18 protein-coding genes are annotated in these 17,328 nt (G+C 72.4%); 8 read left to right on the top strand and 10 right to left on the bottom strand.

Annotated elements, in window-relative coordinates; translation table 11 throughout:
- Nucleotides 1–1,760, top strand: a 1,760-nt coding sequence (locus AB0P17_RS24240) for a S41 family peptidase (RefSeq protein ID WP_365813982.1), incomplete at its 5' end; no start/stop codon positions are given.
- Nucleotides 1,761–1,854: 94 nt separating this feature from the next.
- On the opposite strand, the gene AB0P17_RS24235 is transcribed toward AB0P17_RS24240, so the two are convergent.
- The 4 genes from AB0P17_RS24235 to AB0P17_RS24220 form a co-directional block, all read right to left on the bottom strand.
- The gene (locus AB0P17_RS24235) at nucleotides 1,855–2,073 is read right to left on the bottom strand and encodes a hypothetical protein (RefSeq protein ID WP_365813981.1); all 219 of its coding nucleotides are present in this window, start codon (nucleotides 2,071–2,073) and stop codon (nucleotides 1,855–1,857) included.
- A 134-nt stretch (nucleotides 2,074–2,207) separates the two neighbouring features.
- The gene (locus tag AB0P17_RS24230) at nucleotides 2,208–3,110 is read right to left on the bottom strand and encodes an SDR family oxidoreductase (RefSeq protein WP_365813991.1); all 903 of its coding nucleotides are present in this window, start codon (nucleotides 3,108–3,110) and stop codon (nucleotides 2,208–2,210) included.
- Nucleotides 3,111–3,199: 89 nt separating this feature from the next.
- A complete protein-coding gene (locus AB0P17_RS24225; RefSeq protein WP_365813980.1) occupies nucleotides 3,200–4,159 on the bottom strand; it encodes an alpha/beta hydrolase in 960 nt (319 codons plus the stop codon).
- Entirely contained in the window at nucleotides 4,156–5,745 is a 1,590-nt protein-coding gene (locus AB0P17_RS24220; protein WP_365813990.1) for an NAD(P)/FAD-dependent oxidoreductase, read from the bottom strand. The genes AB0P17_RS24225 and AB0P17_RS24220 overlap by 4 nt, the downstream gene beginning before the upstream one ends.
- A 142-nt stretch (nucleotides 5,746–5,887) precedes the next feature.
- Here AB0P17_RS24220 and AB0P17_RS24215 point away from each other — a divergent pair, with 142 nt between their 5' ends.
- A complete protein-coding gene (locus AB0P17_RS24215; protein WP_365813989.1) occupies nucleotides 5,888–6,520 on the top strand; it encodes a MerR family transcriptional regulator in 633 nt (210 codons plus the stop codon).
- A gap of 152 nt (nucleotides 6,521–6,672) precedes the next feature.
- On the opposite strand, the gene AB0P17_RS24210 is transcribed toward AB0P17_RS24215, so the two are convergent.
- Nucleotides 6,673–7,476, bottom strand: coding sequence for an exodeoxyribonuclease III (locus tag AB0P17_RS24210; RefSeq protein ID WP_365813979.1), 804 nt, complete (start codon nucleotides 7,474–7,476; stop codon nucleotides 6,673–6,675).
- Nucleotides 7,477–7,648: 172 nt separating this feature from the next.
- Here AB0P17_RS24210 and AB0P17_RS24205 point away from each other — a divergent pair, with 172 nt between their 5' ends.
- The 4 genes from AB0P17_RS24205 to AB0P17_RS24190 all read left to right on the top strand — a co-directional run bounded on the left by AB0P17_RS24205 (nucleotide 7,649) and on the right by AB0P17_RS24190 (nucleotide 12,807).
- On the top strand, nucleotides 7,649–8,059 hold the full coding sequence (locus tag AB0P17_RS24205) for a PadR family transcriptional regulator (protein ID WP_365813978.1): 411 nt from the start codon (nucleotides 7,649–7,651) through the stop codon (nucleotides 8,057–8,059).
- Nucleotides 8,056–9,081 (top strand): hypothetical protein, encoded by a 1,026-nt coding sequence (locus tag AB0P17_RS24200; protein ID WP_365813977.1) that lies wholly within the window; start codon nucleotides 8,056–8,058, stop codon nucleotides 9,079–9,081. The genes AB0P17_RS24205 and AB0P17_RS24200 overlap by 4 nt, the downstream gene beginning before the upstream one ends.
- Before the next feature lie 169 nt (nucleotides 9,082–9,250).
- The gene (locus AB0P17_RS24195; protein WP_365813976.1) at nucleotides 9,251–11,149 is read left to right on the top strand and encodes a family 20 glycosylhydrolase; all 1,899 of its coding nucleotides are present in this window, start codon (nucleotides 9,251–9,253) and stop codon (nucleotides 11,147–11,149) included.
- Nucleotides 11,146–12,807 carry an alpha-L-fucosidase gene (locus tag AB0P17_RS24190; RefSeq protein WP_365813975.1) on the top strand — a complete coding sequence of 554 codons (1,662 nt, stop codon included), beginning with the start codon at nucleotides 11,146–11,148 and terminating at the stop codon, nucleotides 12,805–12,807. The genes AB0P17_RS24195 and AB0P17_RS24190 overlap by 4 nt, the downstream gene beginning before the upstream one ends.
- Here the strand turns inward: AB0P17_RS24190 and AB0P17_RS24185 are convergent.
- From AB0P17_RS24185 to AB0P17_RS24165, 5 genes are all read right to left on the bottom strand, one after another.
- Nucleotides 12,789–13,916: an ABC transporter permease gene (locus tag AB0P17_RS24185; RefSeq protein ID WP_365813974.1), complete on the bottom strand. Its 1,128-nt coding sequence runs from the start codon at nucleotides 13,914–13,916 to the stop codon at nucleotides 12,789–12,791. The genes AB0P17_RS24190 and AB0P17_RS24185 overlap by 19 nt on opposite strands.
- Complete coding sequence (locus AB0P17_RS24180) at nucleotides 13,913–14,587, bottom strand: TetR/AcrR family transcriptional regulator (protein WP_365813973.1); 675 nt, start codon at nucleotides 14,585–14,587, stop codon at nucleotides 13,913–13,915. Before AB0P17_RS24180 ends, AB0P17_RS24185 begins: the two co-directional genes overlap by 4 nt.
- 134 nt (nucleotides 14,588–14,721) lie before the next feature.
- Nucleotides 14,722–15,129 carry a rodlin gene (locus tag AB0P17_RS24175; RefSeq protein WP_365813972.1) on the bottom strand — a complete coding sequence of 136 codons (408 nt, stop codon included), beginning with the start codon at nucleotides 15,127–15,129 and terminating at the stop codon, nucleotides 14,722–14,724.
- A 29-nt stretch (nucleotides 15,130–15,158) separates the two neighbouring features.
- Entirely contained in the window at nucleotides 15,159–15,566 is a 408-nt protein-coding gene (locus AB0P17_RS24170; protein WP_365813971.1) for a rodlin, read from the bottom strand.
- Nucleotides 15,567–15,733: 167 nt separating this feature from the next.
- A complete protein-coding gene (locus tag AB0P17_RS24165) occupies nucleotides 15,734–16,144 on the bottom strand; it encodes a rodlin (protein WP_365813970.1) in 411 nt (136 codons plus the stop codon).
- A 231-nt stretch (nucleotides 16,145–16,375) separates the two neighbouring features.
- On the opposite strand from AB0P17_RS24165, the gene AB0P17_RS24160 reads away from it, so the two are divergent.
- Nucleotides 16,376–16,786: a rodlin gene (locus AB0P17_RS24160; protein WP_365813988.1), complete on the top strand. Its 411-nt coding sequence runs from the start codon at nucleotides 16,376–16,378 to the stop codon at nucleotides 16,784–16,786.
- A 288-nt stretch (nucleotides 16,787–17,074) separates the two neighbouring features.
- Nucleotides 17,075–17,308, top strand: a complete 234-nt coding sequence (locus AB0P17_RS24155; protein WP_365813969.1) for a chaplin — start codon at nucleotides 17,075–17,077, stop codon at nucleotides 17,306–17,308.
- Nucleotides 17,309–17,328: the final 20 nt, after the last annotated feature.

Here is a 17,328-nt window from a genome sequence, read left to right as displayed (position 1 = left end):
GGACCGTGACCGGACTCCGCCGAGCGCCACCCTCGGCACGCGCGAGACGTGCTGGTGCGGAGAGGCGCACGGCCACGGCCGCCGGCGGGCTCGATCCGCTCGGCGGGGACCTGGTCGGCGGGGGCGACGGGGCGGTCGCCGTGACCGTGGAGGTCGAGGGGCTCGCGGACCGGGTGACGCCGTTCCCCGTCACCGCCTCCAAGTACTCCGCCCTGCACCCCGTCAGCGGCGGCGGTCTCGTCTGGCTGCGCTGGCCGATCTCCGGGGCGCTCGGCGAGACCTTCGCCAACCCCGCCGACATGTCGGGCCGCCCCACCCTCGAACACTTCGACATCGTCCGGGCCCGCAAGAGCGAACTCGTCGCCCACCTCGACTGGTTCGCGCCCAGCGGTGACGGCACCCGCCTCGTCGTCGTGGACGACGGCGAGCTGCGCGCCGTACCCGCGACCGAACTCGGCGACCTCGACTCGACGGTCTTCCTCGATCCGCGCCGGATCCTGCACGACGTCGACCCGGAGGCCGAGTGGCGGCAGGCGTACGCCGAGGCGGGGCGCATCATCCGGGCGTTCTTCTGGGAGCCCGGGATGTGCGGCATCGACTGGGAAGGGGTGCTCGACCAGTACCGTCCGCTGGTCGAACGGGTCGCCTCCCCCGACGAGTTCGCCGATCTGCTCCGCGAGGTCCTCGGCGAGCTGGGCACCTCCCACGCGTACGTCACCCCCGCCCGCCGCGACGAGGGCCCGGCGCACTACCAGCGCCCCATGGGCCTGCTCGGCGCCAACCTCGTCCGCAGGGACGGGGACTGGATGATCAAGCGCATCCTGCCCGGCGACTCCTCGGACTCCAAGGCCCGTTCCCCGCTGGCCGGTACGGGGATCCGCGAGGGCGCCGTCCTCACCCATGTCGACGGCCGCCCCGTCGACCCGGTGACCGGCCCCTATCCGCTGCTCGCCGCCGCCGGGGGCACCACGGTCGAGCTGACCTTCCGGCCCGCCGAGCGCGAGGGCTCGCCCGCCGTCCACGAGAGCCGGCCCCGCCGGGTCGCCGTCGTCCCGCTGATCGACGAACGGCCGCTGCGCTACCAGGACTGGGTGGCCAAGCGCCGCGAGGTCGTGCGGGAGATCAGCGGCGGCAGGTGCGGCTACCTCCACATCCCCGACATGGGCGGCTCCGGCTGGGCCCAGTTCAACCGGGACCTGCGCCTGGAGGTCTCCCGCCCCGCGCTGATCGTGGACGTACGGGGCAACGCGGGCGGCCACATCAGCGAACTCGTCGTGGAGAAGCTCACCCGCCGCATCATCGGCTGGGACCTGACCCGCGACGCGCAGCCCGTCTCGTACGCCTCGAACGCGCCGCGCGGTCCGGTCGTGGCGCTCGCGGACGAGGCGACGGCCTCCGACGGCGACATGATCACGGCGGCGTTCCGGCTGCTCGATCTGGGTCCGGTGGTCGGCCAGCGCACCTGGGGCGGGGTGGTCGGCATGACGGGCCGGCACCGGCTCTGCGACGGGACGGTGATCACGGTGCCGATGAACGCCGCCTGGTTCGACGCGTACGGCTGGTCCGTCGAGAACCGTGGCGTGGAGCCGGACATCGAGGCGCTGCGCACCCCGCTCGACTGGGCGGAGGGGCGGCACGCTCAGCTCGACGACGCGGTGTGGGTGGCGCTGGACCTGCTGGCCGGACATCCCGCCTCGACCCCGCCGGGGTACGGGGCGGTCCCCGACCTGCGCCGCCCGAAGCTGCCGCCGCGCGGCTGAGCCGCCCACGCCACCCGCTCCGAACCGCGAGAGATCCGAACGGCGAGAGGCGCACCCGGCGGGCCGGGTGCGCCTCTCCTCCTCTCCCGCCGGTTCAGGAGTCGAAGGGGTCGTCCATCTCGTCACGCGTGTCCTGCGCCCTGTCCCGGGCCCGGTCGCCCGCGTCCCGGGCCCGGTCGCCCGCGTCCCGCGCGCGGTCCCCGGCGTCGGAGGCATGGTCGGAGGCGTCGTCCCGGTTGCCCGCCGCCTTCGCTTCCTTCGCCTGGTCCGCGAGTTGCTGCGCCTTGTCCTTGAACTGGTCGGCAATGCCCATGGAATGTCACTCCTGAAAAGGGAAAACGTGTGTGGGGAGGCGCCCAGGTGGGGCCTCGACCAGACTGACACGCCCGGACATTCTCCGCATTTCGACCTTTCAGCCTTTCGGCATTTCGGTATTTCGGTATCTCCTTACGCTCCGCGCGTGCCCCCGGCGGCGCGGCGCCCGCGCGCCGCCTCGTCGGCCGCCCCTCCCGCGCCCACCAGCCCCTGCCCCATCTCCGCCAGGCGCGGCCCGAAGCGCCGCAGCTCGCGCCCGGCACCCCGCGCGATCACTCCGGGCAGATACCCCCGTACGGGCTGTGTCCCGCGCAGCCACCACTGCGCGTACACCTGCGGCGCGCGGCGCTCTATCCCGGCGACGATCCGGTCCACGGCGGGGCCCGGCGGATACGTACGGTTCGCCGGCCACGGCAGCCGCTGCCGCAGCTCGCGCAGTACGGTGTCCCGGTCCGCGCCGCGCACCATGTCGGTGTCGGTCCAGGACAGGTAGCCGACGCCGACCCGGACGCCCTGGTGGGCGACCTCGGCGCGCAGGCAGTGCGCGAACGCCTCGGCGCCGGACTTGGAGGCGCAGTACGCGCTCATCATCGGCGCCGGGACGATCGCGGCGAGCGAGGCGATCTGCAGGAAGTAGCCGTGGCTGCGCCGGAGCGCGGGCAGGAAGGCGCGCGCCGTCACCGCGCCGCCGATCAGATTCACCTCGATCACGCGCCGCCACGCGTCCGGGTCGGAGCCTTCGACCGGGCCCCCGGCCGCCACACCCGCGTTGGCGACGACGATGTCCACCCGCCCGAAGCGCTCGCCGGCCTCCTGGGCGACCCGCGCCATCGCCGCGTCGTCGGTGACATCGGCGTACCAGTGGGCGCACTCGGTGTGCAGCCGGCCCGCGACCGCCTCCAGCTCGTCCGCCTCCAGGCCGACGAGCGCCACCTTGGCACCGCGCGCGGAGAGCTTGCGGGCGAGGAGTTCCCCGACGCCGCGCGCCGCGCCGGTGACAACGGCGACCTGCCCGTCGAGCCGGCCGGCGGACACGCCCTTCACGCCCTTCGCGCTCCGCGCACCCTTCACACTCTTCGCGGCACCCTTCATGCCCCTCATACCGCCCATACCACTCATACCGCTCATGCGATGGCCTCCTTCTCCGGACCCAGGTACGTGGTGACCAGTGCGCGGATCGCGGCGGTGACGGCCTCCGGCGCCTCCACGGGCGTCATGTGCCCGACCCCGGTGAGCACGGTGAGCCCGGTGCAGTCGGGCAGCAGAGCGGCGAGCGCGCGGGCGCGGACGGGCGGGGTGAGCCGGTCGTCGGCGCCCGCGACGACGGCGGCGGGCACACGCAACTCCCGCGCCTCGGCGTCGAGATCGAGCTCCCGGAGCACCTGCGCCCAGGCGACCCGGACGGCGCGCGGGCACGCGTGCACCAGGCGGGCGCACTCCGCGACGCGTTCGGGCGCGGCGCCCGGCCCCATCGTCCCGTACCGGAGCAGCTTCCTGGAGAGCGGTGTGACGGGCCCCAGCGGGAGGGCGGCGCCGAGCAGGCCCCCGGTGATCCGGGTGCGCAGGGGGCCGGCGGGCAGCGGCAGGACCCGGGCGTCCGGGACCAGCCGCGAACTGCCCGTACCGCACAGCAGGACGGCGGCGGCGTGCTCCCGGAAGACGGGGCGGCGGGCGGCGGCCATCAGCGTCATGCCGCCCATGGAGTGCCCGGCGAGCACGGCGCGCTCGCCCGGTGCGAGAGTGAGGCGGAGCACGGCCTCCAGATCGTCGGCGAGGGCGCCGGTGGAGTAGCCGGCGGGGTGCGCGGGAGCGGGTACCGCCGAACGGCCGTGGCCGCGCTGGTCGTAGACGATCACCCGGTGGTCGGCGGCCAGGTCCGCGAGTTGCGCGGCCCAGAAGCGGACCGAGCAGGTCCAGCCGTGGCAGAGGACGACCGCCGGCCGGCCGTCCTCGCCATGGACCTCGACGTGGATACGGGTGCCGTCGGCGGAGACGGCGGACAGTTCGCGTTCGCGGTACGGCCCGGACCCGCCGCGCGGCTCACGCTCCCCGTCCGCCTCCCGTATTCGGCGCGGCCGGCTCATCGCGTGGCCTCCTTCTCCGGCGTCGTCACGGCCCGCCCACCGGGACCGGCGGCGGTCGCCTCCCCGCCAGTGCCGGCGGCGGTCGCCTCCCCGCCGGGCCCGGGACCGGGTCGGATCACCTCGTACTCGGCGAGATCGACCTCCCGCGTCGCACGCCGGAACTCGCCCGGAGTACCCGGCCACATCGTGGTGTTGCGGCCGCCCGCGTCCAGGTACCAGCTCGAACAGCCGCCCGTGCTCCAGACCGTGCGGCGCAGGCGCTCCTGCACCCGCCGGTTCCAGGCGGCCACGGCGGCCGGGCGCGGCGTCAGTACGGCTCCTCGCCCGCCCAGCGCGTCGAGCTGCCGCAGATAGTCGGCCATGTAGGCGAGTTGGGCCTCGATCATCAGGATCATCGAGGAGTTGCCGAGGCCGGTGTTGGGGCCGATGATCGTCATCCAGTTGGGGAACCCGGCGGCGGTCGCGCCGCGCAGCGACGCCATGCCGTCCTTCCACCACTCCGCCAGCGTCCGGCCGTCCGCGCCCACCACCCGTTCGGTGACCGGCAGGTCGGTGACGTGGAAGCCGGTCCCGAAGACGATCGCGTCGGCCACCACCTCCGTACCGTCCGCCGCGACCAGCGTGGAGCCGCGCACCTCGGCCAGCCCGGAGGCGACGAGATCCACGTTGGGGCGGGCGAGCGCCGGATAGTAGGCGCTGGAGAGCAGGATGCGCTTGCAGCCGATGCGGTACGAGGGCGTCAGCTTCGCCCGGAGCACCGGGTCCTTGACCGCCCGGGCGATGTTGGCCCGGGCGAGGGACTCGACGAGCCCGAGCTGGTTCGGATGCTTGGTGAAGGCCTGCACCTGCACCTCCCTGATGCCCCGGAGGACCGAGCGCCGCACCGCCCCGGTGAAGGGCAGGCTCCGGTGCAGGGCGCGCTCGGCGCCGGTGATCGCGCGGTCGGCGCGCGGCATCACCCAGGCCGGCGTCCGCTGGAAGAGCGTCAGCCTCGCCACGTCGGGCTGGATCGCGGGCACGATCTGGATCGCCGAGGCGCCGGTGCCGACCACGGCGACGCGCTTGCCGCGCAGGTCGTAACCGTGGTCCCAGCGCGCCGAGTGGAAGACCTTCCCGGGGAAGCCGTCGAGCCCGGGGATCGCGGGGACCTTGGGGTCGGAGAGCGCCCCGGTCGCGGAGACGACGACGTCCGCCGTGAGGCTCCCCCGGGAGGTCTCGATCTCCCAGTGCCGGGCGTCACCGTCCCAGCGCATCAGCCGCACCTCGTGCCCCAGGCGCAGATGGGGCCGGAGCCCGAAGGTGTCCGCGACATGCTCCAGGTACGCCCTGATGTGGCGCTGCCCGGAGAAGGTGCGCGGCCAGTCGGGGTTGGGCGCGAAGGAGAACGAGTAGAGGTGCGAGGGTACGTCGCAGGCGCACCCCGGATAGTCGTTGTCCCGCCAGGTCCCGCCGACGGAGCCGGCGCGCTCCAGGACGACGAAGTCGGTGATCCCCTCCCGGCGCAGCCGGACGGCGGCGCCGAGCCCGCCGAATCCGGATCCGATCACGGCCACCCGTACGTGCCGGCGCTCGTCGTGCCCGTCCACGGCCACCCTCCGATCCCACGCCACCGCGCCAGCGATCACTGGCACGATGGTGAGGGTAGAGCAGTCGGCTACCCATGGGTAGGGGTCGGACCAAAGCAAGTTACCGGCGGTACGCCCTAAGCTGCCCGGCATGGAATACCGCATGGAGGAGCTGGCCCGCGCCGCGGGCATCACGGTGCGCACCGTGCGCTTCTACCGCGAGCGGGGCCTCCTCCCGGCACCCCGGCGCGAGGGCCGGATCGCCTGGTACGACGACCACCACCTGGCCCGGCTCCGCACCATCGCGGCGCTCCTGGAACGCGGCCACACCCTCACCGGGATCGCGGACCTCGCCACCACCTTCGAGAGCGGACGCGACGTCGGCGAGGTCCTCGGCCTCGGGCCCGGCGAACCGACGGAGGAGACCCCGGTACGACTCTCCCCGGAGGAACTGGCCGACCACTTCGGGGACGGGGTCACCCCGGAGAACCTGGCGACGGCGCTGGAACTCGGCTACCTGGCCACGGACGGCGACGAGATCGTCCACATCAGCCGCCGCCTGCTGGACGTCTCCTCGGCCCTGGTCCGCGAGGGCGTCCCCCTCTCAGCGGTCCTGGCGGCGGCCCGCGAGGTCCGTGCCCACGCGGACGCGATGGCCGACCTCTTCGCGGCGGTCCTCCGCACCCACGCCCCCGCGTCGGACCCGGCGAAGCTGCGCCCGCTGGCGCGGAGCGTGGTGGAGGCGGAGCTGTCGATGGCCCTGGACCGCCGCCTGCGCCCGGCGCGGCCCGACTGATACCGCCCACGGCGACCGGACCGAGGACCTCCGGAACCTGACGGCGGTCCCCGGAACCCGACGGCCGCCACCGCCTGCAGGCCGTACACCGCCGTGCCGCCTGCAGGCCGTACACCGCCGTGCCGCCTGCAGGCCGTACACCGCCGTGCCGCCTACAGGTCGTACACCGCCGTCACCGGCGCATGGTCGCTCCACCGCTCCGCGTGGCTCGCGGCCCGCTCCACGTACGCCTTCACCGCGCGGCCGGCCAGCCCCGGCGTCGCGACGTGGTAATCGATGCGCCAGCCCGAGTCGTTGTCGAAGGCGCGGCCACGGTAGGACCACCAGGAGTACGGGCCCTCCTGATCCGGATGGAGCGCGCGCACCACGTCGACGTACCCCGCGCCCGGCTCCTCGAAGACCCGGGTCAGCCAGGCGCGCTCCTCGGGGAGGAAGCCGGAGGCCTTGCGGTTGGCCTTCCAGTTCTTGAGGTCGGCCTCCCGGTGGGCGATGTTCCAGTCGCCGCAGACGACCACCTCGCGCCCGTCGGCCGCCGCGCGCTCGCGCAGCCCCTCCAGGTACGGCAGGAACGCGTCCATGAAGCGGATCTTCTCGTCCTGCCGCTCGGTGCCGACCTCGCCCGACGGCAGGTAGAGGCTCGCGACCGTGATCCCGGGCAGATCGATCTCCGCGTACCGCCCGCTCGCGTCGAACTCCGCGCTGCCGAAGCCGATCCGGGTCGCGTCCGGCTCCCGGCGCGAGTAGAGCGAGACCCCGGCGCGCCCCTTGGCGGTGGCGGGCGCGTGCAGCGCATGCCAGCCGTCGGGCGCCCGAACGGCGTCGGGGAGCTGGTGGGGCTCCGCCCGTACCTCCTGGAGGCAGACCACATCGGCGGAGGTGGCCGCGAGCCATTCCACGAAGCCCTTCTTCGCGGCGGCGCGGAGCCCGTTCACGTTCACGCTGGTCACGGTGTACAAAACATCATCTTCCGTCGCACAGAACAGGCGGGCAGCCTACCCGGTCGCCGGGCGCGGGCCGCGTCCGCGCTCCTGGATCCCGCCGACGCACCCACCCCCTCTGCTAGTCTGAATTCGAACTAGTCGATTTACGCGTCTACTCGACAACGAGACAAGGACGACGGGAGGCCGCATGCCGGGGAAACCGGTGGACTGGCAGGCAGGCTGGCTGCGCGGCGCGCTCGAACTCGCCCTCGCCGCCGTCCTCGCCGAGGGCGACGGCCACGGCTACGCGCTGGCCCAGCGGCTGGACGAACACGGCTTCGGCAAGGTCAAGGGCGCCGCGCTCTACCCGGTGCTGGGCCGGATGGAGCGGGACGGCGTGGTGAGCGCGAACTGGGAGCCGGGGGAGGGCGGTCCCGGCCGGAAGGTGTACGCGCTCACCCCGGCCGGCCGGAAGCGGCTCGGGGAGCAGCGGACGGAATGGGCCCGGTTCTCGGTGCTCATGGACGGACTGCTGACCCAAGCACCGGACGTACCACCCGCACCACACTCATCGCACGCATCACAGGCACCGGAGCGATCGCTTCAGGAGAAACGATGACCGAGACGCACAGCATGACGGCAGAGCAGTGGTCGGACCGGCTGAAGTACCGGCTGGCAGGTCGGCCCGGCATGAACCGTGCCACGATCACCGAGATACTCGACGAGGTCACCGCGCACTGCGCCGAGACCGGCCTGCACCCCGAGGAGGCGTTCGGCCCGCCCGACGAGTTCGCCGTCCAGGCGGCCCGCGACCGGGTGCCGGTCGAGGAGCGGGCGCGGCGCGACTGGGCCTTCCGGGCACCTTCGTACTACTGGTCCACCGGTCTGATCGCCCTCACCGGCATGCTGGCGCTCTTCGCCGTCTTCACCCTCGTCGAGACGGGCCTCTGGTTCGACGTGACGGTGTCGGGGCTGAGCGGCATCGCGCTGATCATCGGGGCCTCCCAGCTCTGCTGGCTCGCCCTCGGGCGCCACGCCGACGGGCGGCTGCGGAGCGCCGCCGTCGCCGGTGGCGGCGCCGCCGTGCTGGTGGTCGGGGCCGCGCTCGCCCTCCTCTCGCTGCCGGACGACCGGCTCACCCGTTTCCCGACCCTGGCGCTGCTCCCGGTCTGCGTGGCGCTGCACGCCCTGACCGTACGGCTCAGGCCCGAGGACGACGGGTCCGCCACCGCGCCGCCCGAGCCCGCCGACCCCACCGACCCCGAGCAGTGGCTGCGCCGGCTCGAAGCGCTGCTGCGGGGACGCCACAAGCTGCCGCGCCGCCGCGCCACCGAGCTGGTCGCCGAGGCCCGTGACCACCTTGCCGTGAGCGGGAGTTCACCCGCGGAGGAGTTCGGTTCCGTGGCGGTGTACGCGCTCCGGCTGGCCGAGCACGCGGGCCCCCGGGCCTGGTGGTCGCGCTCCGCCCGGCTGGAGTCGGTCATCACCGCCGTCGTCCTCACCGTCTGGGCGGTCCGGCTCTACCAGGGAGACACCGGCTGGGTGTTCTGGGTCGTCACCGCGCTGCTGGCCGGCGCCGGACTGATCCGCGCCGTGGCGGCGCTGACGGGCAGGCCGTCGAACCAGCCGTCGGGCAAGTAGCAGGACCAGCCGCCAACTTGAGGGCGAGCAGTGGAGCATCAGCCACCTCCGAGGGGTACACATCGGATGACCTGATTCCTCAGGAGGTGCCGTATCCATGCTCCACCGTGCCAGAACAACATCCGCCTCATCAAAGATCCGAGGGATAGCGCGGCTCACCGGGGTCCTCGTGACAGCACTGCTGCTGGTCACGGGGATCGCGCCCGCCGCACCCGCCGCGCCGTCCACCGCCGCCGCCGCCCCCGAGGCCGCCACCCAGGCCACCGCTCCCCGTACCGTCCCCGCCCTCACCAACTGGACCGCGCAGTCAGGTGAGTTCACCTTCACCGGCGCCACCCGGCTCGTCGTCCCCCCGGGCGACGCCGCCGCGCGCCGCACCGCCGACACCCTCGCCGAGGACCTCGGCGCCGCGGGCCGGGGCACCGTCCCCGTCGCCGCCGTACGCGGCAGCGGCCGCCCCGGGGACATCCTGATCGCGACCGACCCCGGGCGGGGCGCCACCCTGGGGGCCGAGGGATACGAACTCGGCGTCACCGACCGGGTCCGTATCACCGGAGCCACCGCCGCCGGCGCCTTCTACGGCACCCGCACCCTGCTCCAGCTCCTCGCCAACGCCGACCGCGTACCCGCGGGCCGCACCGTCGACGTACCCGCCTACAAGGAGCGGGGCGTGGGCGTCTGCGCCTGCTACATCCACATCACCCCGGACTGGCTGGAGAACCTGGTCCGCGACATGGCGTACCTGAAGCTCAACCAGCTGCTGCTGGAGCTGAAGGTGAAGAGCGACAGCCACCCGGAGGCCAACGCCTGGGGCTACTACACGAAGGACGAGATACGGCGGCTCGTCGCGATCGGCGACCGCTACCACATCACGATCGTCCCGGAGATCAACTCCCCCGGCCATATGGACCCGTGGATCGAGCGCCGCCCCGATCTCCAGCTCACCGACTCCGACGGCGCCGCCCAGCCCTCGCGCCTCGACGTCACCAGCCCGGCCGCCTTCTCCTACTACACCAGCCTCATGGACGAGTACGCCGAGGTCTTCACCGCGCCCGTCTGGCACATGGGCGCGGACGAGTACATGCTCGGTTCCGACTTCGCGAAGTACCCGCACATCCTGGAGTACGCGCGCCGCCAGTACGGCCCCACCGCCACCCCGCAGGACGCCTTCATCGACTTCGTCAACCGCGTCCAGTCCTACGCGGCCGACCGCGGCAAACGCCTGCGGATCTGGAACGACGGGCTGACCGGCGACCACACCGTCCCCGTCGCCGCGGGCACCACCGTCGAGCACTGGCTCAACGTCAGGACCAAGCCCAGCGAACTCCTCGCCCAGGGCTATCCGCTCATGAACGCCTCGTACTCCCTCTACCTCATCCGCGGCGGCTTCCACATGAACACCGCCTCCCTGTACGAGCAGGGCTGGGACCCGCGCAGCTTCGAGGGCGAGAAGGTCGCCTCCACCGCCGGGATCACCGGCGCGAAGATCAGCCTCTGGCCCGACAACGGACGCGGCGAGACCGAGAACGAGGTCGCCGCGGGCATGTTCCTGCCGCTGCGCTACATCGCCCAGACCACCTGGGGCGTCCCACGCCCCGACCCGGGCTACGCCGAGTTCACCGCCCGCGCCAACGCCCTCGGACACGCGCCGGGCCACACCGACCTCACCCGCCCCCCGCTGCCCGACGGCACCTACGCGCTGCGCGACGCGGCCGGCCAACTGCCCGCCACCGCCCGGCGGATCACCCGTACCGCCGACGGCTACGTCACCCTCACCGACCCCGCCACGGGCCGGTGCGCGGAGACCAGGAGCGGCAAGCTGACCCTCAACACCCCGCTGGAGCCGGGCAGCCAGGTCACCCAGGAGGTCTGCTCCGCCGCCAACACCCTGCAGCGCTGGCAACTGGTCCCGGCGCAGGGCGGATTCCACCTCACCAACGCGATCACCCGGATGTCCGTCGTCCTCACCGCCGACGGACGGTGGGTCCAGTACCCGCCGGACCAGCGCCCGCCCACCGTCTGGACGGCCACCGCCACCACCGCGCAGCAGAAGGGAAACCGCTCATGACCCTCGGAAGACGCCCGTTCGTGGCGGGCCTCGGCGCACTCGGCGCGGCCGGCGCGCTCGCCGGGGAAACCCTCCTCCCGTACGCGACCGCGCACGCGGCCCCCCGCCGTACCCTCGCCGACGAGACGGCCTCCCGCGTCCCCGTCGGCCCCGGCGACACCCCCGACCAGCTCGTGGCGAAGGCGGCCGGCCTGCGCCCCACCGAGCGCCAGATAGCGTGGCAGCGGCTGGAGCGGACCGCGTTCCTGCACTTCGGCGTGAACACCTTCACCGGCCTCGAATGGGGCACCGGTGACGAGGACCCCGATGTCTTCCAGCCCGTCGGCCTGGACACCGACCAGTGGGCGCGCGCCCTGCGCGACGGCGGCTTCTCGCTCGCCATCCTCACCGTCAAGCACCACGACGGATTCGTTCTCCACCCCACCCGCTACACCGGCCACAGCGTCGCCTCCAGCACCTGGGAGGCGGGCAGCGGCGATGTGCTGCGCTCCTTCGCGGACTCGATGCGCGCCCACGGCATCAAGGTCGGCGTGTACATCTCCCCCGCCGACGAGAACCAGTACCTGCACGGCGTCTACGCCAACGGCAGCGCCCGCACCCCCCGCGCCATCCCCACCCTGGTGGACGGCGACGACCGCGCCGGACAGGACGGGTCCCCGGCCCCGGGGCTCCCCGTCTTCCGCCTCCCCGCCACCGACTACGGCGCCCATATGCTCAACCACCTCTACGAGGTGCTCACCGAGTACGGCCCCGTGGACGAGGTCTGGTTCGACGGCGCCCAGGGCCGTATCCCGCCCGAACACGTCGAGGTCTACGACTGGGACAGCTGGTACGAGCTGATCCGCGCCCTCGCCCCGCAGGCGGCCGTCGCCGTCTCCGGGCCCGATGTCCGCTGGGTCGGCAACGAGGGCGGTTCGGCCCGCGAGAACGAGTGGAGCACCGTCCCCGTCAAGGCGGTGGCCAACGGCCGTACGGACTTCGCCCTCTCGTACGACACCCCCGACCAGGGCAGCCGTGACGCCCTGGTCCGGGCCCGGCCGAACAGCGACTTCCTCCAGTGGTGGCCCGCCGAGTGCGATGTGTCGATCCGCCCGGGCTGGTTCTTCCACGCGGACGAACGCCCCAAGACGGCCCGGCAGCTCACCGACCTCTACTTCCAGTCGGTCGGCCGCAACGCGGTCCTCCTGCTGAACGTCCCGCCCGACCGGCGCGGACAGTTCGACCCGGCGGACGTGGCGGCCCTCAGCGCCTTCGCCGACCGCGTACGCCGCGAACTCCCCGAGGACCTGGCCAGGCGTGCCCGGACCGGCGGCGACGGCACCGACCCGGGCCGGGCCGTCGACGGCGACCCGGACACCTCGTGGACGGCCCCGGCTCCGTCCACCGGGACGCTCACCCTGGACCTGGGCGGCCCGACGGCCGTCGACCGGATCCGGCTGGCCGAGAACATCCGCCACGGCCAGCAGGTCGAACGGGCGGTGGTGGAGGCCGAGTTGCCCACGGGCTGGACGGAGGTCACCCGTACGGGCACGATCGGCGCCAGCCGTATCCTGCTGCTGCCCGCCCCGGTCACCGCCCGCCGCTGGCGGCTGCGGGTCCTCGCCTCCCGGCAGCAGGCCCGCATCGCCGAGTTCGGCCTCTACCGCTCCACGCTCTGACCGCTCGCCATGTCCGCCCGGTCCGCCACCCCGGCAGGCTCCGTGGTCTCCACGGCCTTCCCGCCCCGGTGGCGGGCCGAGGCGAGCACGGCGACAGCGATGCCGGCCACCGCGTAGACGGCCAGCACCCAGAGCGGTCCCGCGAGCGCGTTGCCGGAGAAGTACACGGTGTTGCGTACGGCGGTGGTGCCCGCCCCGGTGGGGATGTAGTCACCGATGGCCCGCCAGAACGGCGGCAGCAGCGCGTTGGGGAAGGCGCCGCCCGCGCTGGGGTTGCCCAGGACGACGAAGACGAGGATCGTCACGCCGATCCCGATGATGCCCAGCAGCACCTGGAGGGCGACGGTGGCCGCCGCGGCGGCGAAGACGGTCAGCGCGCCGATCGCCCAGAGCCGGGCGAAGTGGCCGTCCAGCGCCCCGAGCACGGGCCCCGCGATCAGGGCGCCACCCAGCCCGGAGACCACCGCGTACGCGGCCAGGACGCCGAGCCGGACGACCGTACGGTGAAGGTTGGCCGGCCGGGCCCCGGAGGCGACGCCGAGGATGGCAGCGGCGAGATAGCCGCCCACGATCCAGCCGATGGCCAGGTAGAACGAGGAGAGACCGCGCCCGTCGCCCGCCCCGGGCGGCAGGATGTCCTCGGTCGTGACCGTACGGTCCCGCGCCGCTTCGGCCTTCTCGATGATCTGGGTGACCGCGGTCGGGACGGCGGGCCCGCCCGCGGACGCCACGAGCAGCCTGTCCTCGGTGCCCTGCGGGTTCACGAGGAGGACGGCGTCGACGGTGCGGTCGTGGATCAGCGCGCGCCCGGCGGCCTCGTCCGCGGCGGTGCGCGGTGCGAGGGGTTCGCCGTCCAGGGCGCCCAGCCGGTCGACGGTCCCCGCGGCGACCTGGCCCGGCGCCACGACGGCGAGGGGGATCCGGTGCGGGGAGGGCGCGTGGAAGGCCCCGATGTACGACAGGATGAACGCGAGCTGGAGGACCAGCCCCCCGACGACGAGCAGCACACCGCGCGCGCTGAGCGCGTCCCGCAGCTCGGCGGCGAACCCGCGGGACGGCGCGGCGCCGGATATGGATGGATCAGACAGCTCGGACAGCTCGGCGCTCATCGCTCGCGGGTTCCTTCGGAATCGTTCGGGTGGGAGGGGTCCGCCGCCGTGGTCAGGGCGCGGACGAGGTACGGGGCGATCCGCCGCGTCAGCCCCTCGGTCCCCCGGAGCCCCTGCGCCCCCGGGACGGCCCCGGGGGTCCCCGCCGACCCGAGGGCGCTGATGCCCTTGAACAGGGCGATGAGCAGCCGGGCCCCGTCGGCGGCGTCGATCGTGGGGCGCAGCTCGGTCCTGGCCAGGGTCTCCGTGATCATTCCGGCCACGCCCTGGACCTGGCGTTCCTCGTGGACGGCCAGCAGCTCGGCCACGGCGGGGGTGCGGGCGGCGTGCAGGGTGAACTCCATGGAGACGAGGAACCACTGCCGCTGCCGGTCGGCCCGGTCCGCCAGGTAGCCCAGCAGCCCGTCGAGCAGGTCCTCGCCCGGGTCCAGCCGGGCGGCCTCGGCCCGCAGGTCCGTCAGCAGACGGTCGGCCTGCGCGTCGTACAGCGCGAGGAACAGCTCTTCCTTGTCACGGTAGTTGGAGTAGAAGGCGCCCCGGGTGAGACCGGCGCGCTCGACGATGTCGCTGATGGAGGTGGCGTGGAAGCCGCGCTCGATGAAGAGGGCCAGCGCGCTGTCGGTCAGCGAGGCCACCGTGAGGGGGCGGCGTTTGGTCGGTGACTTCGGCATGGAAGGAACCCTCTCTCGCGCTCCGGTCAACGAATACATCATGTATCCGATACGCCGTGTATGCAAAATGAGCCCGCACATGCCGGAGGCCCGGCCCCGCGGTGTGAACCGCCGGGCCGGGCCTCCGTCTGACGTCAGTGGTTGCCGGCGCCGTTGCCGGACAGGACCGGGATGTCGTCGAGGATGTGCGACAGCGGCTCGTCACCCTTGGCCTGCGTCGAGTTCTCGACACACTGCTGGTTCTGCGGGGACGACAGGACATTGACGTCCTGGACCGCGACCGCGACGGCACCGATCAGACCGCCGACGTTCGCCTTGACCGGCAGACCGATGCAGGGCTTGTTCAGCGACCCCTGCACCAGGCCGAGTTGAGGGCTCTGGTCACCCTTGGTCACCGCGTTGCCGAACTTGCTGTCCGCGCCGTTGCCGCTGAAGGACGTCGTACCACCGTCATCGGCGATGGCGAGCGCCGGCGACGCCATGGCGGCGGTCGCGCCGACGAGGGTCGCGGCCACAGCGGCGGTTGCCCACAGCTTCTTCATGGTGAATGCCTTTCCGGAAAGTTGGGTTCTCAGTGGTTGCCGACGCCGTTCCCGGACAGGACCGGGATGTCGTCGAGGATGTGCGACAGCGGCTCGTCGCCCTTCGCCTGCGTCGAGTTCTCGACACACTGCTGGTTCTGCGGGGACGACAGGACATTGACGTCCTGGACCGCGACCGCGAGGAGACCGGCCAGACCCCCGACGTTCGCCTTGACCGGCAGACCGATGCAGGGCTTGTTCAGCGACCCCTGCACCAGGCCGAGCTGGGGGCTCTGGTCACCCTTGGTCACCGCGTTGCCGAAGGACTGCTCGGCGCCGTTGCCGCTGAAGGACGTCGTACCACCGTCATCGGCGATGGCCAGCGCCGGCGACGCCATGGCGGCCGTAGCACCGACAAGGGTCGCGGCCACAGCGGCGGTCGCCCACAGCTTCTTCATGTAAATACCTTTCCGGAAAGTCGGACTCCACCGGTGGAATCCATTGCGTTCAACTGCCTACGGGTGGATTAGTTTCTGCGGTTCCCCCTAATGGAGTACCGCCCAGCAGATAAAAAGACCGGGCCGCCGCGGAGAACAGCGGCAGCCCGGCCCCGACGGCCGATTTCTCAGTGGTTCGCGGTGCCGTTCCCGGACAGGATCGGAATGCTGTCCAGGATGTGCGACAGCGGCTCGTCGCCCTTCGCCTGCGTCGAGTTCTCGACACACTGCTGGTTCTGCGGGGAGGACAGGATGTTGAGGTCCTGGACCGAGATCGGCAGCACACCCAGCAGCGAGCCGACGTTCGCCTTGGCGGGGAGGGCGATGCAGGGCTTGTTGAACGAGCCCTGGATGAGCGCCATCTGCGGGCTCATGTTGCCGTAGGTCGCCGAGTTGCCGTACCACTGCTCAGCGCCGTTGCCGCTGGCCGACGTGGTACCGCCGTCGTTGGCGATGGCGAGTGCCGGGGCCGCCGTGGCGGCGGAGACGCCGACTACGGAGGCGGCGACGGCCGCGCCGGCCATAACCTTCTTGATCACGATGAGTCCCCTTCTGAAGGATGCCCCAAAATCGCCGGGGCCCCCTGTGCAACTCCCCGCCACCGGTTTGGTTGTGGCGCTTCACTCCAACGGCCTATTACCGGCGATCTACCTCGCGGGGCGGAGCAAGCCGATCGGGTGAAGCAGGAGAACCGAGGAGAACCAAAATCACCGCCATCTGGTTGGTCAGGTCGCTCCACATGCATTTCCTGAGAAAAGGAACAGACCGTGATCAAGAAGATTATGGCGGGTGCGGCCGTGGCCGTCTCCGTCGCCGGCATCACCGCCGCCGCCGCGGCCCCGGCACTCGCCATCGCCGATGACGGCGGCACCACGTCGTTCAGCGGCAACGGCGCCAGGGAGTCCTTCGGCAATGCGGTGACCAAGGGCGACCAGAGCCCCCAGCTGGAGCTGATCCAGGGCTCGCTCAACAAGCTGTGCGTCGGCGCGCCGGTCAAGGCCAACGTGGGTGCGCTCGTCGGCGTGCTCGCCGCCGTCGCCGTCCAGGACGTCAACGTGCTGTCCTCCCCGCAGAACCAGCAGTGCGCGGAGAACTCCACCCAGGCCAAGGGCGACGAGCCGCTGTCGCACATCCTGGACGACATCCCGGTGCTCTCCGGCAACGGTGTCGCCAACGGCTGATCCAGCCGGACACCGCTCGCGCGCACCAAACGGGCCGTACGGGGCAATGGCGCCCCGTACGGCCCGTTCGCCTTTCCCCGCCTGGCCCGTCGACGAGGAAACGACATCCCGCAAGGGGGCGAACGGGTGAAACGGACGAAATCGTCATACCGGCCAGTTTCCTCGGAACCGCCGTCTCGTTGGAGTTCCCGCAGTGGGCGTACGAACGGGAAGCCGAAGGCTCCCCCACTCGTGTCCGTACGACCGTCGTGCGGATGTGTTCGCCCCTGCGGAAAGGCTCGATCCATCATGAAGTGCAAGAAGGCTGCAACGATCGTCGCCGGGCTGGTCCTGGCCCTGGGGGCGGCGACCCCCGCCATGGCCGACGCGGAGGCCGAGGGCGTTGCCATCGGTTCCCCGGGCATCCTCTCGGGCAACGTCGTCCAGATTCCCGTCCACGTACCGATCAACGTCTGTGGCAACACCATCGACGTCATCGCGTTCCTCAACCCCACCGCCGGCAACAAGTGTGTCAACAAGTGACGTTGTGACCCCGTGACGTC

The organism is Streptomyces sp. NPDC088124, assembly GCF_040685895.1.
In the GTDB taxonomy this organism is placed as follows: Bacteria; Actinomycetota; Actinomycetes; order Streptomycetales; family Streptomycetaceae; genus Streptomyces.
Note: the sequence above shows the minus strand (reverse complement) of the source record. Positions and strands in the feature narration are given on the sequence as shown.